The 16,041-nt window shown below is 69.2% G+C and carries 21 protein-coding genes; 13 read left to right on the forward strand and 8 right to left on the reverse strand.

What is annotated here, in order from left to right:
* Positions 1-142 precede the first annotated feature (142 nt).
* Complete coding sequence (locus AC2D10_RS07950) at positions 143-451, reverse strand: GNAT family N-acetyltransferase (protein ID WP_484711548.1); 309 nt, start codon at positions 449-451, stop codon at positions 143-145.
* A 327-nt stretch (positions 452-778) separates the two neighbouring features.
* Between AC2D10_RS07950 and AC2D10_RS07955 the strand changes: the two genes are divergently transcribed.
* From AC2D10_RS07955 to AC2D10_RS07965, 3 genes are read left to right on the forward strand one after another with little or no spacing between them, the layout of a single operon-like run.
* Positions 779-1,495, forward strand: coding sequence for a winged helix-turn-helix domain-containing protein (locus AC2D10_RS07955; protein WP_484711549.1), 717 nt, complete (start codon positions 779-781; stop codon positions 1,493-1,495).
* 53 nt (positions 1,496-1,548) lie between these two features.
* A complete protein-coding gene (locus AC2D10_RS07960) occupies positions 1,549-2,508 on the forward strand; it encodes a DNA-3-methyladenine glycosylase family protein (RefSeq protein ID WP_484711550.1) in 960 nt (319 codons plus the stop codon).
* Positions 2,509-2,529: 21 nt separating this feature from the next.
* The gene (locus tag AC2D10_RS07965; RefSeq protein WP_484711551.1) at positions 2,530-2,736 is read left to right on the forward strand and encodes a hypothetical protein; all 207 of its coding nucleotides are present in this window, start codon (positions 2,530-2,532) and stop codon (positions 2,734-2,736) included.
* Between the two features lie 28 nt (positions 2,737-2,764).
* Here AC2D10_RS07965 and AC2D10_RS07970 read toward each other — a convergent pair whose 3' ends face one another.
* From AC2D10_RS07970 to AC2D10_RS07985, 4 genes are read right to left on the reverse strand one after another with little or no spacing between them, the layout of a single operon-like run.
* A complete protein-coding gene (locus AC2D10_RS07970) occupies positions 2,765-3,520 on the reverse strand; it encodes an iron ABC transporter ATP-binding protein (RefSeq protein ID WP_484711552.1) in 756 nt (251 codons plus the stop codon).
* Positions 3,517-4,557 carry an iron chelate uptake ABC transporter family permease subunit gene (locus tag AC2D10_RS07975; RefSeq protein WP_484711553.1) on the reverse strand — a complete coding sequence of 347 codons (1,041 nt, stop codon included), beginning with the start codon at positions 4,555-4,557 and terminating at the stop codon, positions 3,517-3,519. Before AC2D10_RS07975 ends, AC2D10_RS07970 begins: the two co-directional genes overlap by 4 nt.
* Positions 4,550-5,539 (reverse strand): ABC transporter permease, encoded by a 990-nt coding sequence (locus AC2D10_RS07980; protein ID WP_484711554.1) that lies wholly within the window; start codon positions 5,537-5,539, stop codon positions 4,550-4,552. The genes AC2D10_RS07975 and AC2D10_RS07980 overlap by 8 nt, the downstream gene beginning before the upstream one ends.
* A gap of 50 nt (positions 5,540-5,589) precedes the next feature.
* A complete protein-coding gene (locus AC2D10_RS07985) occupies positions 5,590-6,579 on the reverse strand; it encodes a siderophore ABC transporter substrate-binding protein (protein WP_484711555.1) in 990 nt (329 codons plus the stop codon).
* Between the two features lie 102 nt (positions 6,580-6,681).
* Here AC2D10_RS07985 and AC2D10_RS07990 point away from each other — a divergent pair, with 102 nt between their 5' ends.
* From AC2D10_RS07990 to AC2D10_RS08015, 6 genes are all read left to right on the forward strand, one after another.
* Positions 6,682-7,449 (forward strand): siderophore-interacting protein, encoded by a 768-nt coding sequence (locus AC2D10_RS07990; protein ID WP_484711556.1) that lies wholly within the window; start codon positions 6,682-6,684, stop codon positions 7,447-7,449.
* 135 nt (positions 7,450-7,584) lie between these two features.
* Positions 7,585-7,809 carry a hypothetical protein gene (locus tag AC2D10_RS07995; protein WP_484711557.1) on the forward strand — a complete coding sequence of 75 codons (225 nt, stop codon included), beginning with the start codon at positions 7,585-7,587 and terminating at the stop codon, positions 7,807-7,809.
* Positions 7,810-7,882: 73 nt separating this feature from the next.
* Positions 7,883-8,893: an FUSC family protein gene (locus tag AC2D10_RS08000; protein WP_484711558.1), complete on the forward strand. Its 1,011-nt coding sequence runs from the start codon at positions 7,883-7,885 to the stop codon at positions 8,891-8,893.
* A gap of 40 nt (positions 8,894-8,933) precedes the next feature.
* Positions 8,934-9,332 carry a DUF1801 domain-containing protein gene (locus AC2D10_RS08005; RefSeq protein WP_484711559.1) on the forward strand — a complete coding sequence of 133 codons (399 nt, stop codon included), beginning with the start codon at positions 8,934-8,936 and terminating at the stop codon, positions 9,330-9,332.
* Positions 9,333-9,404: 72 nt separating this feature from the next.
* Complete coding sequence (locus AC2D10_RS08010) at positions 9,405-9,671, forward strand: glutaredoxin family protein (RefSeq protein ID WP_484711560.1); 267 nt, start codon at positions 9,405-9,407, stop codon at positions 9,669-9,671.
* Between the two features lie 98 nt (positions 9,672-9,769).
* Positions 9,770-10,183 carry a VOC family protein gene (locus AC2D10_RS08015; protein WP_484711561.1) on the forward strand — a complete coding sequence of 138 codons (414 nt, stop codon included), beginning with the start codon at positions 9,770-9,772 and terminating at the stop codon, positions 10,181-10,183.
* Positions 10,184-10,202: 19 nt separating this feature from the next.
* Here the strand turns inward: AC2D10_RS08015 and thrC are convergent, their stop codons facing one another.
* The 3 genes from thrC to AC2D10_RS08030 form a co-directional block, all read right to left on the reverse strand.
* Entirely contained in the window at positions 10,203-11,606 is a 1,404-nt protein-coding gene (thrC, locus tag AC2D10_RS08020; RefSeq protein WP_484711562.1) for a threonine synthase, read from the reverse strand.
* Positions 11,607-11,695: 89 nt separating this feature from the next.
* A complete protein-coding gene (locus AC2D10_RS08025) occupies positions 11,696-12,298 on the reverse strand; it encodes a response regulator (RefSeq protein WP_484711563.1) in 603 nt (200 codons plus the stop codon).
* Complete coding sequence (locus tag AC2D10_RS08030) at positions 12,295-13,494, reverse strand: sensor histidine kinase (RefSeq protein WP_484711564.1); 1,200 nt, start codon at positions 13,492-13,494, stop codon at positions 12,295-12,297. The genes AC2D10_RS08025 and AC2D10_RS08030 overlap by 4 nt, the downstream gene beginning before the upstream one ends.
* 157 nt (positions 13,495-13,651) lie before the next feature.
* Here AC2D10_RS08030 and AC2D10_RS08035 point away from each other — a divergent pair, with 157 nt between their 5' ends.
* From AC2D10_RS08035 to AC2D10_RS08050, 4 genes are read left to right on the forward strand one after another with little or no spacing between them, the layout of a single operon-like run.
* Positions 13,652-14,191: a small multidrug efflux protein gene (locus AC2D10_RS08035; RefSeq protein WP_484711565.1), complete on the forward strand. Its 540-nt coding sequence runs from the start codon at positions 13,652-13,654 to the stop codon at positions 14,189-14,191.
* A 45-nt stretch (positions 14,192-14,236) separates the two neighbouring features.
* Entirely contained in the window at positions 14,237-14,596 is a 360-nt protein-coding gene (cmtR, locus tag AC2D10_RS08040) for a Cd(II)/Pb(II)-sensing metalloregulatory transcriptional regulator CmtR (RefSeq protein ID WP_484711566.1), read from the forward strand.
* The gene (locus AC2D10_RS08045; protein ID WP_484711567.1) at positions 14,593-15,273 is read left to right on the forward strand and encodes a cation diffusion facilitator family transporter; all 681 of its coding nucleotides are present in this window, start codon (positions 14,593-14,595) and stop codon (positions 15,271-15,273) included. The genes cmtR and AC2D10_RS08045 overlap by 4 nt, the downstream gene beginning before the upstream one ends.
* Before the next feature lie 52 nt (positions 15,274-15,325).
* A complete protein-coding gene (locus AC2D10_RS08050; RefSeq protein WP_484711568.1) occupies positions 15,326-15,928 on the forward strand; it encodes a hypothetical protein in 603 nt (200 codons plus the stop codon).
* Positions 15,929-16,041: the final 113 nt, after the last annotated feature.

The following is a 16,041-nucleotide window of genomic DNA, read 5'->3' on the forward strand; positions in this document are numbered from 1 at the left end:
CAGCGCGCTCTGGGCGCCTGACCACCTCGGCCAACGTGGCCGAGCAGAGGATCATCTTATCCCCTGCGGATCATGCTTCGTAAGCGCGGTCCGTCATCCGGTCGTGCGCGCGAGCCCGTAACACGGCGTCATAGACCGACGCTCACCGAGTGCGCAGCAGGTGGGCGTGCTCCGGGTGGGCCGCGAACCAGTCCGACACGTACCAGCACACGGCGTCGACCTGGCGGTCCCCGCGGGCGAGCAGGTCGCCGACGGCACCCTCCACGACCGTTCCCGCGTAGCCGTGGCCGCGGAAAGTCGGGATCGTGAAGGCCCGCGTCAGGGCGACGGTGCTTCCGTCGTCGCGGTAGTCCAGCACGCTCACCAGCTGCCCGTCGCGGGTCAGCGTGTAGCGCGAGGCGTCCTTCTCGTCGGTCAGGATGAAACCGGCAGCAAGCGTCGAGGTGCTCATCGTTCCACGGTACGCCCGCCGCGCGGGAGTGTCGTCGTTTTGACACGGACCGACACGATCGGACATAATCGCCCCCATGACCACCAACGCACGCCCTTTGTCCGCCCAGGAGGCGAACGGGACTGCCGGGATGATGATGCCCGGTCGCGTTGGCATGTGTTGCCGAATGTGTCGCTGAACGAACAGCCACCCCGCCGACCCGGTGATTCGCGATCTGCGAGCACCGAGTCCCCGAGCACCCACCCCTTGCTCGCGTCCCGGCTCGCCCGGTCATTCATGCAACGCATCTGAGCCCATCGGCTCACTCGTCCTGAGGACTTCATCATCATGTCGAACACCGCACTTCTCGAGCGTCCCACCGCCACCGCCGTGATCAACTCCACCAACGCCCAGCCTGAGCCCTCCGCTCCGCTTTCCGGCGCCACCGCCGACCTGCCGGCCGTCCGCTCGCCGCGGGGCTTCGCGCTCTACGTCGGCCTCGACGAGATCAAGGCCGCCGAAGCCGGCGTGAGCCTGCCGCTGCTTGTCGACGCACTGCGCCGCACTCTCGCCGAGCTCGCACCGGGCGCCGAGACGCACGCCACAGTCGCCCTCGCGCCGCACGGCTCCGGCGGCCGCGACCTCGACGTCGTCCGCCTCGCCCTGCAGGAGCCCGGCGCGATCGCTCGCACCAAGGCCGCAGCCGAGGAGGAGACCACCGACGTCGAAGGCGGCGTCGTCGTCGACATCTCACGCAAGCGCGTGCTGATCGATGGCGAGTCCGCCGCGTTCACGTACAAGGAGTTCGAGCTGTTGCAGTACCTCGTGCTCCGCGAGGGCCGCACCATCGAGCGCAGCGAGCTCGTTTCCGCCCTGTGGCAGGCGCAGGATGACGAGACCCCGGGTGAGCGCACCATCGACGTGCACGTGCGTCGACTGCGCGCCAAGCTCGGGCGCTATGAGGACATCGTTCGCACGGTTCGCGGCATCGGCTACCGGTTCGACCGTCACGCCGACGTCGTGATCCGCTACGGCCACGGCACTCCCTCGCCCGACCGCTTCTGATCCGACGCGGCAGCGCCGGTTCCACTGTCAGCCGCCCCGCGTAGGGTGGGCGCATGACCCTGACAGCGGATGCCGGAGCGGCTGCGACCGCCCCCTCCGCCACCGCTCGCGAGACGGTGTACCGTCCAGCACATCCGCTCGATCTGGTGCGCACCGTCGGGTTCCTGCGCCGCGGCGGCACCGACCCGCAGATGATGATCGACGGACCGGTCATCTGGCGTGCGGTCCGGACGTCGGAGGGCCCTACGACCCTCGCTCTGCGCGCCGCGTCCGGCGAGGTCAGGGCCACCGCGTGGGGCGCCGGTGCCGAGCAGGTGCTCTCGGCGCTGCCCGCACTGTGCGGTGCCGACGACGACGCGACCGGCTTCGACGCCACGCGGCATCCGCTGATCGCCGAAGTCGCCCGGCGCAATCCGGGTCTGCGCCTCGCACGCACCGACGGGGTGTTCGACGCACTCGCGACGTCGATCCTCGAGCAGAAGGTCACGGCGATGCAGGCGTTCGGCGCGTGGCGGTGGCTGGTGTCCCGCTTCGGCGAGCGCGCCCCGGGGCCCACGCCGCGGCCGCTGTTCGCGCCTCCGCCCTCTGAGGTATGGCGGCGTATCCCCTCGTGGGCGTGGCACCGGGCCGGCGTGCAGCCGCCCCAGTCGAAGACGCTCGTGCGCGCGGCGGAGCGGGGTCCCAGCATCCATCGCGCGGTGCTCGCGGCCACCGACGGCGCCGACCGCGACCGCGTGCTCACGAGCCTGCCCGGGATCGGGGTCTGGACCGCGGCTGAGACGCGCATCCGCGCGCTGGGCGATGCCGACGCTGTGAGCGTCGGCGACTACCACCTCGCGCATCAGGTCGGCCACGCCCTCACCGGCTCTCGCACCGACGACGACGGCATGATCGAGCTGCTGGCCCCCTGGGTGGGCCACCGCCAGCGCGTCATCCGCCTGATCTTCGCGAGCGGGGTGCAGGAGCAGCGACGGGGAGCGCGTCTGGCCCCCGAGGACCATCGCGACCGGTGACCCCGGGCCTAGGCTGAAGGGATGAACCCTCGCCGTCGCACCTGGCTCCGCCTGCTCGTCCCGCTCGGACTGCTCGTGCTGGGAGTCGTCATCGGCCTGATCTTCCAGAACGTGTGGCTGGGTGTGCTGCTCGCGGCGATCGTCTGGCTCGGGTGGTTTCTCGGCTACGAGTCGCGCCGCGGGCACAATGCCGGCGTCAACGACGAGGACAACGGCATCGAGCTCTGAGAGCCGCCTACCCGACGCCCCGGAGGCGTCAGTAGTAGACCGCGAGCGGACCGGTCGGCCCATCGATGACATGCACGGGGGTCTCGAAGACCCGCGTGAGCACGGCGTCGGTCATGATCTGCGCGGGCGGGCCGAACTCCACCACGGCGCCGTCCTTCATGGCGCAGATGTGGTCGGCGTAGTGTCCGGCGAAGTTGATGTCGTGCAGGACGATCACGATCGTCCGCCCGAGCTCTTCGGCCGCGCGCCGCAGATGCTGCATCATCTGCACGGCATGCTTCATGTCGAGATTGTTGAGCGGCTCGTCGAGCAGCACGAACTCGGTGTCCTGCGCGAGCACCATCGCCACGTACGCCCGCTGGCGCTGACCGCCCGACAGCTCGTCGAGATACCGCTTCTCGAGGGCGCCGAGATCGAGGAAGTCGATCGCCTGGCTGATCACGATCTCGTCCGCCCGGGTCAGGCGGCCTTTGGAGTGCGGGAAGCGCCCGAAGCCGACGAGCTGGCGCACGGTGAGGCGCGTGACGAAGTGGTTCTCCTGCCGCAGGATCGACACGATCTTGGCGAGATCCGCCGAGCGCGTCGATGCGACGTCGTAGCCGGCGATCTCGATGGTCCCGGCATCCATTCCGTTGAGGCGGCCGATCATTGTCAGGAGTGTCGACTTGCCCGCCCCATTGGGTCCGATCAGCGCCGTGATTCCGCCGGTCGGGATCTGCAGGTCGACCGGGCCGATCGCGACCTCGCTGCTGTAGTCACGGCGCACGCCGTCGAGTGCGATCACAGTCGCCCCTTTCTGAGGATGACGATGAGGAAGACGACACCGCCGACGAGTTCGATGAGGATCGAGACCATGCCCTGCGCATAGAACACGTTCTTCATGACGAAGTAGGCGCCCGCGAGGATCGTGAACGCGGTCAGCACCGCCACCGGGAAGATCAGTCGATGGTCGTGAGTGTCGGCGAACTGGTACGCGAGCGTCGCGACGAGGAAGCCCAGGAAGGTCATGGGTCCGACGAGCGCGGTCGATGTCGCCATCAGCACGGCGACGAGGAACAGCACGATCATCAGCTCGCGCCGGTGGTCGAGGCCGAGGGAGCGAGCGGCGTCGGGTCCGAGCGACATCAGGTTGAGGCGTCGCGACCGCATCCAGATCAGAGCCGAGGCGCCGATGCAGAGCGGAATCGCGAGCGGCAGATACGAGGGATCGGCGTTCGAGACGTTGCCGAAGAGACGGGCGGCCAGCACGTCGAACTCGCTCGGGGTGAGCAGGCGCTGCATGAACGTCGAGATCGCGCCGAGCCCGCCGCCGATGATGATGCCGACGAGCAGCATGATCTGCAGGTTCCCGTATCGGCCCGAGAGCAGCCACCCGTAGAGCGCCATCGCGAGGGCCACCATGATGGCGACCTGCAGCCCGAACTGCCAGAGCCCCTGCATCGCCACCAGCCCCGCCACACCGAACAGATAGACGGTCGAGGTCTGCACGACCCGGTACAGCGACTCGAAGCCCATGATCGACGGCGTGATGATGCGGTTGTTCGCGATGGTCTGGAACGCGACGGTCGCCACCGCCTGCGCGACCGCGACCGTCGCCATCACCGTGACGTTCGTGGCGCGGTGCTGCGCGATGCGCCAGAACCCCGCGGAGCCGAACGGCATCGGGTTGTCCCACACGAGCACGCCGGCGCCGAAGACGACCGAGCTGACGATGAGGATGCCGAGGATGACGACGTATCGACGGCGTGCCGCAGCGCTCACGAAGGCGCCGGATGAGCGATCGACGACCGCCGCCGTCGCCGCCGTGCTGACGCTACCCACGACGCCGCTGCCGAAGGAGAAGGAGGACGAAGACGACCGCACCGACGATGCCGAGGATGAGCGACACGGGAACCTCGAAGGGCATGATGATCGTGCGGCCGATGATGTCGCAGACGGTCACGATGGCGATGCCGAGCAGACAGACCCACGGCAGGTTGCTGCGCAGATCGTCGCCGCGCACCATCGCGACGATGTTCGGCACGATGAGTCCGAGAAACGGCAGGTTGCCCACGACGACCGTGACCACGCCGGTCGCGATCGCGATGAGCACCGTGCCCAGCAGGATGACACGGTTGTAGTGCACGCCGACGTTGGTGGCGATCTCCTCGCCCAGGCCCGCGATGGTGAGCCGGTCGGCCACGAGGAACACCACCACGCCCACCACCGCGACGATCCACAGCATCTCGTACTGCCCGCGCAGCACCGAGGTGAAGCTGCCGGCGAACCAGACACCGAGGTTCTGCAGGGAGTCGGTCACGAGTGCGAAGTAGGTGGACACCGCTCCGACGACCGCGCCGAGCATGATGCCGATGATGGGCACGATGAGCGAGGACTTCAGCGAGACGCGGCGCAGGAAGGCGAAGAAGACCATCGTGCCGATGAACGCGGCGATCACGGCACCGGCCATGCGCAGCGGGATCGACGGCTGCGGCACCAGCACCATCACCGCGAGGAGCCCGAGTCCCGCCCATTCCGTGGTGCCGGTGGTGGTCGGCTCGACGAAGCGGTTCTGCGTGAGCAGCTGCATCACGAGCCCCGACATCGCCATCGCGGCACCGGCGAGGACGAGGGCGATCGTCCGGGGGACGCGGGTGATCTGGAACATCTCCCCGCCGTCGGCGGCGCCCGCGATGTCGTACACGCCGGTGAAGAGCGAGACGACCAGCAGGGCGACGACGACCAGCAGCCCGATGAGCAGCTTCACGTCGAACAGCCGCCCGGCAGTGCGGGGCGGCGATGCAGCAGCAGTGGTGGAGGTCATGAGCGATGCGGCGGCATCCGTCATCCAGATGCCGCCGCCCTGTCTGCGGGTCAGGCGCTCTTCTCGAGCGCGTCGGCGAGGTCGTTGAGGAACGTCGTGTACGTCTGGATGCCCTCGTTCAGGTAGGTGTCGGTGGGCATGTAGACGATCTGGTCCTCGGCCACGGCGGTGACGCCGGTCAGCGCTTCGGAGCTCTCGATGATCTCCGCCGCCTGCACGTAGTCCGGCGTCTCGGCAGCGAACACGGCATCGCGGTCGAGCACGAGGATCCAGTCGGGGTTCGACGCGGCGATCGCCTCGACCGAGATCTCGTCGCCCTGGTGGTCATCGCTCGCGTCGTCGACCTCGAGCGCCGGCGTGAGGCCGAGGATGTCGTAGATCGGGCCGAGCGAGCGGCCGACGGTGGGGGCGATGTAGCCGATCGCGCCGCCCGAAGTGTTGACCGCCATCACGGTGTCGGCCTCGTCGTATGCGGCCTTGGCGCGCTCGACGGCCGACTCGAAGTCGTCGACCAGCTTCTGGGCTTCGTCCTGCTTGCCGAAGATCTCGCCGAGCGCGAGCGTCTGACGCGCGAGCTCGGCGTCGAAGGGCTCACCCTCGCGGGGCTCGAGGTCGATGATCGTGGCGTCGGGAACGAGGTCGGCGATCGCGGCGTTGTGCTGCGTGAAGCGCTGTCCGCTGATGATGAGGTCCGGCTCGACGGCGACGATAGCCTCGAGGTCCGGCTCACTGTGGAGTCCGACGTCGACGATTGCGTCGTCCCTCACGTACGACACGGTGTCGGGCATCAGGGCGACCGCGCCGCCCGACAGCTCCACGCCCCAGTCGGAGAGCGTCTGGAACGTCCGGTTGTCGAGCGCGACGACGGAGGTCGGCGGGGTGTCGATCTCGTGCTCTCCGGTGTTGTCCTCGATCGTCACCGACGCCGCGGCCGGGGCCGTCTCGGGGGTGGCCTCGGCGCCGCCGGACGCGCATCCGGCGAGGGCGAGCAGGCCGACGAGGCCGACGCTCGTGGCGGTGAGAGTTCTGGGCACGGACATGGAGAGACTCCTGTTCTGCGGGAATGATCGCGCCCCGTGGGCGCCGGTCTGGGGAGGTAAGGGCAACCTTCCTCGCCCTCCAACATAGGTTAGCCTTACTTTATGAGCGCAATGCAAATCGGCTTCTCCCTGGAGCGTCGCGGACTCGATCTGCGGTTCCGTCACGTCACCCTGACGGCCCGCGAATGGCTCGCGCCGGACTACGTGCGCGTGCGGCTCTCGGGCGCCGATCTGGCCGGGTTCGACTCCCTCGGCGCCGACGACCACATGCGACTGTTCTTCCCCGAGGCGCCGGTCCACAGCGTCGAAAAATTGCGTGCGGCGCCGAGTCGCGAGTACACGCCGCTGGCCTGGGGCGCGGACTGGCTCGACGTCGAGTTCGCGGTGCACGGCGATGCCGGTGTCGCGGCACCGTGGGCGGCAACCGCGCCGTTCGGGGCATCGATCGGGGTGGGCGGACCGCGCGGTTCCGCGGTGCTCTCCGGTACGCCGGGGTCATGGCTGCTCGTCGGCGATCAGACCGCGATCCCGGCGATCCGCCGCTTCGCCGCGCAGATGCCGTCGGATGCTCCGGCGAGGATCGTGATCGAGACCGCGACGGCCGACGGTGCGATCGACATCGCCGCGCCCGTGGCGGTCGAGTGGCTGGCTCGCGGCGATGCTCCGGCAGGCTCCGCGCTCCTTGGATTCCTCGACAGGCTCGGGGTGGCCGACCGTGTCGGCGACGACCCGTTCGTCTTCATCGCCGCCGAGCAGTCGGTCGTCAAGCCCGGCCGGGCTCTGCTCGAGCGCTGGGGCATCGACCCGGCGAAAGCCATCGTGAAGGGGTACTGGAAGCGCGGGGAAACCGAGTACCACGCGCCGCACTGACCACACGCGCTGCTCTCGCTCTGCACCGTTGAGCGCAACCCCGCCCCCTTCACCGAACGTGGTGGCCGGGCGGATCCCCCTGTTCGGGCAGTGGCAGACTGCTCGAGACGGTGCGAGCATATGAGGGTGGGATTCATGAACGATGCGCAGATCTGGACGATGATCGGTGCCTTCACTGCGCTGATGTTCGGCATGCTCACCGTGGTCTCCACGATGTTCCTCCGCGTCGTCCGGTCGGAGATCGGCGGCCTCCGCAACGAGATGAACGCCCGCTTCGACGGGATGGACAAGCGGATCGACGGGCTGGACCGCGACGTGCAGGCTCTCGTGAAGCACACGTTCGGCTTCGATCGGAACTGACGACGTGCGTCCTTCTTCCGCGGCCGGATGAGCACAGGACGGGTACGGGAGTCGAGCGGAGGAGAATGGACGGGTGAGTCTGTTCGCCTTCGCCCCCTCGCGGGGACCCCGATGGCCACTCGCGACCCAGGCGGCGCTCGGGATCGCCGCGCCGATCGCGCTGATGACCCTGCTCGGGCAGCCGTCGCTCGGCTACATCGCGGCATCCGGTGCGTTCACGGTGCTGTTCGCCGGCTCCGCCACGGTCGTCGAGCGCGCCCGCATCCTGCCGTTCGTCGGAGCGGGGCTGATCGCCTGCGCCGCACTCGGCGTCCTGGTCGCGGGGAACGAACTGCTGGTCAGCATCGGTGTGGTCGTGGTGGCGATCGTGTCTGCTGCTCTCGCGTTCGGTTTCCGGCTGGGCCCTCCCGGTCCACTGTTCTTCGTGCTCGTGTTCGGGCTGTCAGCGCATGTGCTCGCGACGAGCGCGGTCGATCCGCTCGTCTACCTCGCCGCGTTCGCGGGCGGCTGCGTCTTCTCGTACCTCCTGGCGATGGCACCGCTGGTACGACGGCGGGTGCGCGCGGTGCCGTCGCGCTCGGTCGGCGAACTCCTGCCCGGGCCCCTGCTCACCACGGACTCGCGCCTGCTCCTGCTTCGGGTGGCGATCGTCGCGGCGATCGGCGTGCTGCTCGGCCTCGTGATCGACCCGGAGCGCACGTACTGGGTCGTCGGCTCGGCGATCGCGGTGATCGGTGTCGCGGCGGCACGACGGGCGGCGTTCGAGCGTGGGCTGCACCGGATGCTGGGCACGGTCGTCGGCGCGGGCGTCTACATCGCGCTGTCACTCCTGCATCCGGCCGGACTGTGGCTCGCGGTGCTGCTCGGGGCACTGCAGTTCACGATCGAGCTGGTCGTGGTGCGGCACTACGCTCTCGCGCTGGTGTTCATCACTCCGCTGGTGCTGCTGCTCACTGGCGCGGCGACCGGGTCGATCGGCTCGGTCGATGTGGCCCTCGAGCGCATCATCGACACGATCGTGGGGGCGGCGCTGGGCGCGGCATCCGGCATCCTGCATCCGCGCGCCCCCGCGACCGAACGCTGAACCTCTCGCGCCTCGGACAAATGCACGAGATACTCAGCGCATGAGCCGTGCACCTACCATCGACGACTACCACCGCGAGCTCTCCCCCGCCGATGCGGAGATCTGCGCGGCGCTCGCCGCCGAAATCGAACGGGAGCTGCCCGAGGCCGAGAGCAGGGTGTGGCACGCGCATCCGGTCTGGTTCCTCGACGGCAATCCGATCGTCGGGTATCACCGCCTGAAGGATGCCGTGCGGCTGATGTTCTGGAGCGGACAGTCGTTCGGGCTCGAGGGGCTGACGGCATCCGGCACCTTCCAGGCTGCGGAGGCACGGTACCTCGACGTCGATGAGATCGACGTCGCCGCGCTGCGCGGATGGCTGCGCGCCGCGCGCGGCATCCAGTGGGACTACGAGCACATCCGCGCGAACCGCGGACTGGTGAAGCGCACCGCCTTCTGAGTTCGGCGGGAACAGCGGGGTGACGCCTGCGGTTGCATCCGACGGGCGCGGATGCGCTCGAGGAGGATGCCGATGGAACTGACACTCGTCACATCCGCGTTCTGCGGTGCGTGTGCCCGCACGCGGTCGGTGTTGAAAGACGCCGTGCGGTTCCTGCCGGATGCCACGATCACCGAGATCGACGTCGCGCGGGACCCCGACCGGGCCGAAGAGCTCGACATCCGCTCCACGCCGACCGTCATCATCAGCGACGCCGCCGGTGCCGTGGTGTTCCGCTCCGAGGGCGTGCCGACCGTGCCGCAGGTGCTGACCGCCGCGGTCAGAGCACTCCCGGACTGACCGGCGAACAGAACCTCTTGCGGGAGACCGCCCGCGCCGCGAGACTGGCTCCGACATCGGTCGGACCGCGACCGGTCACCGGCATCCAGGGAGCAGTCATGGCCGACCTCAACCCGTATCTCTCATTCCGCACCGACGCCCGCCAGGCGATGGAGTTCTATCAGAGCGTGCTCGGCGGCGACCTCGACATCAGCGTGTTCGGCGACTTCGCCGACATGGTGCAGGACCCGAGCCAGCACGACCTGGTCATGCACGCGCAGCTGACCACGCCCGACGGGCTCGTGCTGATGGCCTCGGACACTCCGGACGGCATGCCCTATGAGACGCCGCAGGGGTTCTCGGTGTCGCTCAGCGGAAACACTCAGGCGCGCACGAAGGAGGTGTGGGACCGGCTGGCCGAGGGCGGGGCGGTCACCATGCCGCTCGACGTGCCGCCGTGGGGAGGCACGTTCGGAATGCTGGTCGACCGCTTCGGCATCGCCTGGATGCTGCACGGCGACCCCGAGGAGTGAGCGTCTTCGTCCGCTGATCTCAGCGCAGCGCGTGCGCGGCGATGAAGGACCGCAGCGTCTGCTCGTCGTCATCCATCTCGGTCACGTGCTGCGGGGCATCGAGCATCTGCTGCAGCTCGGGCGAGTACTCGAGTTCGACGTTGATCGCCTCGCGGATGGTCTCGGCGAACTTCTGCGGCTTCGCGGTCTCGAGCACGAGCATCGGCACGCCGTCCTCGAGGTTTTCGTGTGCGACCTTCACGCCGTCGGCCGTGTGCGGGTCGATGGTCTCACCCGTCGATTCGAACACGGCGCGGATCGTCGCAAGTCGGTCGGCGTGCGTGCTGGTGCCGCTGACGATGCCGAACTCCTCGGCGAAACGGGGCTGCTCTGCCGAGAAGTCCACGAAGCCCTGCTCGTCGAGTTCACGCCAGGCGTCGACCACGCGCAGCGGATCGCGACCGACGAGCTCGAAGATGAATCGCTCGAGGTTCGAGGCCTTCGAGATGTCCATCGACGGGCTCGAGGTCGCCAGGGTCTGCGCGGCGCTGCGCGGGCGGTAGACGCCCGTGCGGAAGAACTCGTCGAGCACGTTGTTCTCGTTCGCGGCCAGCACGAGACGGCGGATCGGCAGTCCCATCTGCTTCGCGAAGAACCCCGAGAGGATGTTGCCGAAGTTGCCCGAGGGCACCGTGAACGACACCGGCGTCGGGCCCGAGGCGTCGGTCGCCCGCAGCCACGCCCAGAAGTAGTAGACGGTCTGCGCGGTGATGCGCGCGAGGTTGATCGAGTTGACCGCTCCGAGGCTCTGCGAGCGCTTGAATTCGAGGTCGCCGGCGAGGTGCTTGACGAGGTTCTGGCAGTCGTCGAACACGCCCTCGATCGCGATGTTGTGCACGTTCGCGTCATCGAGTGAGAACATCTGCGCGCGCTGGAACGGGCTCATGCGCCCCTGCGGAGAGAGCATGAACACCGACACGCGCGCCTTGCCACGCAGGGCGTGCTCGGCCGCGGACCCGGTGTCGCCCGAGGTCGCACCGAGGATGTTCAGCACCGAATCCCGGCGCTCGAGGATGTACTCGAGCACCTGGCCGAGGAACTGCATCGCCATGTCCTTGAACGCGAGCGTGGGTCCCTCGGAGAGTCCGACGAGCGTGACCCCGTCGCCGATCGACCGCAGCGGCACGACCCCGTCGGGGAAGGGCTCGTACGCCGCCTCGGTCATCCGGGCGAGGTCTTCGCGCGGGATGTCGGTGGCGAACAGACCCAGCACCTCGGTGGCGAGCTGCGGGTACGTCAGCGCCCGCCAGCGCTCCAGCGTCTCGGCGCTCACGGTCGGCATCTCGGCGGGGACCGCGAGTCCGCCATCGGGCGCGAGGCCCTCCAGCAGCGTCTCGCTGAACGGCTGCGGCTGCATGCCGCCGCGGGTGGAGATGAACTGCACGTCTGCTCCTCGGGTCGGGACTCGGCGTCTCCATTCTCGCAGGCCGGGACACGCCCGGATGACGCGATGACGCGATGACGGATGCCGCCTCAGATCCAGCCGCGCTCCTCGGCGACGACGACGGCCTGCTGCCGCGTGCCCACGGAGAGCTTGCCGAGGATCACCGAGATGTGATTGCGCACGGTGCCGGGGGCGAGCGCCAGCGCCTTCGCGATCTGCCCCGTCGTCTCACCGCGCCGCCCGGCGCGCAGCACGTCGAGTTCGCGATCGGTGAGGGGCGAACGCTCGTCGCTCAACGCGTCGGCGGCGATCTCCGGGTCGACGTAGCGGGCACCGGCGGCGACGCGGCGGATGACGGCGGCGACCTCGTCGGCCCCGCGGGACTTCGGCAGGAAGCCCGACACCCCTGATGCGAGCGCCCGGCGCAGCACACCGGGTCGAGCGTGGCGGGTGACGACCACGCAGCGGGTGGCGATCGTGCGCTGGAGCTTCTCGGCCACCTGCACGCCGTCGAGTCCGGGCATCTCGAGATCGAGCAGGCAGACGTCCGGCAACAGGCGCTGCGCCTCGGCGACCGCCTGCAGACCGTCGGCGCACTCGGCCACCACGTCGATGTCGTCCTCGAGACGCAGCAGGGCGGCGAGCGCCGACCGGATCATGCCCTCGTCATCGGCCAACAGCACACGGATCATCGTCCGGCCTCCCCCGTCATCGGCACCGTGACGGCGACCACGAACTCCTCTGGCCCGCGGATCAGCTCGATCGACCCGTGGGCCTCGGTGATGCGGCGGCGGATGCCGTCGAGACCCGACCCCTCGGCGCGGGCCTCGACGTGCCCGTTCACATCGTTCGCGATGACGTACCTCCAGGAATCGCCGGTACGCCGCAGCTCGAGGCGCGCGCGCCGCCCGCCGCCGTGGCGCAGCACGTTCGTCGTCGTCTCGCGGATCACCGGACCGAGGTCCGATGCGGGGGCCAGGTCGGCGTCTGGGGCGATGTCGGACTCGACCGTGAGCCCCGCCGCCTCGAGCAGGTCACGGGCGTTGGCGAGTTCGTCGCCGAGCGGCACCGAACGGAATCGCATCGCGAGGTCGCGCGTGCCCTGTCGGGCGTCGTCGACACTGGCGCGTGCGGCCTGCAGCTGCTGCAGCGCGGCGTCGGGATCGCGGCTCATCAGCCGTTCAGCGAGTTCGAGCTGCAGGGCGATCACCTGCAGATGGTGCCCCTGCAGGTCGTGCACATCGGTGGCGACGCGCAGTCGTTCCTGGGTGGCGGCCAGACGCCCCTCCGAGGCGCGGGCCCGGTCGAGCGTGACAAGCACATCCCACCACCACAGTGAGCTGACGGTCGTCACCGGGAGCAGGGCGGCGTAGACGACGGGAACCGCCCACGGCGCTCCGGCGTCGAAGGCACCGCGTGAGGCGTCGACGATGCTCAGGCACACCAGCACGAGCGTGCCGGCGATGACCACGCGGTACCGCACCCCGCGCGGCCAGTTCAGCAGGATCAGCGACTGGATCACCGGCATCAGCGCGAGCTGCCAGCTTCCGACCGTCGCACCGGCTGCCATGCCGTACCCCACGGCGACGAGCATCGGCAGCGCCAGTCGGCGCCACGCGACGCCGGGCTCGGCATCGAGGCGGTGCCGGTAGTCGACGAGAAGCTGCAGGGTCGACGCGATCCACAGGAGCCCGCCCCCGGCGACCACCAGCGCGCCGACGTCGCTCTCACCGGTGGCGAACGTGAGCACACCCCAGGAGAACACCATCATGACCTCGAACAGGACCACGGCCGATGCCGTGTACCACCAGGTCGCGGTGATCCCGCGCGACAGCTGACGCGCCCCGGGGGCCGGCTCCGCGACGATGCACTTCGATCCACTGCTCACGACGACCACGATACGGGCGTGACACTTGTCACGGAGGCGCCGTGCGTTATGTCCGGGAGTCGGTGACAGCGCGACACTGTCACGGGGCGCGCGGGGGCGATGGACTGTATTCATCACGACGGAACCTCCGTCGGCACACAGACCACAGGAGCAGATCATGAACCTGATCGAAACCTTCCAGAACCTCGTCGCACAGGTCCCCGAGCTCGTGCAGCCCCTGATCGTCGCCCTCGCCGGCGCGGTCCCCTTCATCGAGGGAGAGGGCGCCGCGTCGATCGGCATCATCGGCGGCATCAACCCGGTGGTCGCGGCCATCGCGGCCATCATCGGCAACTTCATCTGCGTCGCCGTGCTGGTGCTCGCGAGCTCCGGTGCCCGCCAGGCGATCGTCAACCGTTCGCGGGTGCGCCAGAGCGTGGCATCCGATGGGACGATCATCGACGAGAGCGTCGTCTCTGCCGACTCGGGTCGCAAGGCCGCCCGCCGCGAGAAGTTCCAGCGGGCATTCACGCGCTACGGCGTTCCCGGCGTGAGCCTGCTCGGACCGCTCCTGCTGCCCACGCACTTCACCGCGACCATGCTCGCCGCCGCCGGCATCAGCAAGGCACGGGTGCTGTTCTGGCAGGCGGTCGCGATAGTCGGCTGGACCACGGTGTTCACGGTGATCATCTGGAGCGCGGTCTCCGCCATCGGCTGATCAGGCACATACGCGAATGGTCAGCATGCACTGTATAGTCAGTGCATGCTGACCATTTCCACGCGCCTCGATGTGATGAACCGTCTGGGCAGGGCCATGGCCGATCCGAGCCGCTCGCGCATCCTGCTCGCCCTCCTCGACGCCCCCGGGTATCCGGCCCGTCTCGCGGAGGACCTGGGACTCACCCGCACCAACGTGTCGAACCACCTCTCGTGCCTGCGCGGCTGCGGCATCGTCGTCGCCGAGCCCGAAGGACGTCAGACCCGGTACGAGGTCGCCGACCCGCACATCACCGCGGCCCTGCTGGCGCTCGTCGACGTCACGCTCGCCGTCGACGAGAGTGTCCCCTGCCTGGACCCGACCTGCACGGTCGCCGGATGCTGTGAGCCGGTGACCGGCGCATGACCGTCGCGAGCACGGTGACTCCTGCCCGGCGCGCGGTGCTGCACCGGCGCATCCGCCTGATCGTCGCAGTCACGATCGGCTACAACCTCATCGAAGCGGTCATCGCGATCACCGCGGGATCGATCGCCTCGTCGGTCGCGCTGATCGGCTTCGGCCTCGACTCCACCATCGAGGTGGTCTCGGCGGCCGCAGTCGCCTGGCAGTTCACCCGCCGCGACCCGGAGCGCTGGGAGAAACCCACCCTGCGCGTGATCGCCGTGGCGTTCTTCGCCCTCGCCGCGTACGTCACCGTGTCGTCGGTGTTCTCGCTCCTGTCGGCCGAGCGCCCCGCGCACAGCACCATCGGCATCGTGCTGACCGCCGTGAGCGTCGCCGTGATGCCCTTCCTGTCGTTCGTCGAACGCCGGGCCGGACACGAGATCGGATCGGCCACCGCAGTCGCCGACTCGAAGCAGACACTCATCTGCACCTATCTGTCGGCCGCCGTGCTGATCGGCCTGGTCGTGAACTCGCTGTTCGGCTGGTGGTGGGCCGATGCCGTGGCCGGACTCGTGATCGCGGTCTTCGCGCTGCGCGAGGGCATCGAGGCGTGGAAGGGCGATGCCTGCGCCACCTCGGTCGGGATGATCCTCGAGGACGACCACGACGACGAGCACCACGAGCACCACCACGACTGACGGAGCTGCTCCCGAGGGCGCCGCCGCTGCAGGCACCTGGCACAATGGTGCTGTGCATCAGTCCAGGAAGCCCGCGGTCGTTCGCGGCTTCGCGGCGTCTTCGGTGGCGATCTTCGCCGCGCTGGCCGGCCACGTGTCGGCGGGCGGCGAGATGCCGGGTCCGCTCGGCATCGTCGTGCCGTGGATGCTGTCGTTCATGGTGTGCGTGCTGCTGGCCGGTCGCCGGCTGAACGCGATCCGCCTGAGCATCTCGGTCGGCGTGAGCCAGTTCCTCTTCCACGTGCTCTTCGTGCTGGGATCGATCACTCCGACCGGCTCGACCGGGCACGTGCACGGCGCACCCCTCGCGCTGCCCGAAGCCGCCGGCCTCACCGAGACCATCGCCGCGGGCGGCATGATGTGGTTCGGCCATGCGATCGCCGCTCTCGCCACGATCGTCGCCCTGCACCGCGGCGAGCGCCTGCTGCTCGCCCTCCGCGACCTCGCCGAGCAGAGCGTTCGCTGGCTGCAGCGCCGCGTCGACGCGATCCTCGCGCCCCACAGTCTTCACCCGGCACCGCGCCCGGCTCTCCGCGTCGAGATCGCCGTCCTGCGCAGTGCCTTCCTCCTCTCCCCTCTGCGCGGGCGTGCCCCGCCGCGCCTCGCGACGGTCTGATCCTCACTCCTCCGGCGCTCTGCGCCGGACGATGATCCGCTCCTGCGCGCCGCGACCGGCGCTGGGAGTTCCGCACGCACGCGCGGCGTCGGTCGTCGACGCCTGTCGAGAGG

Source organism: Microbacterium sp. PI-SA-G (assembly GCF_057215335.1).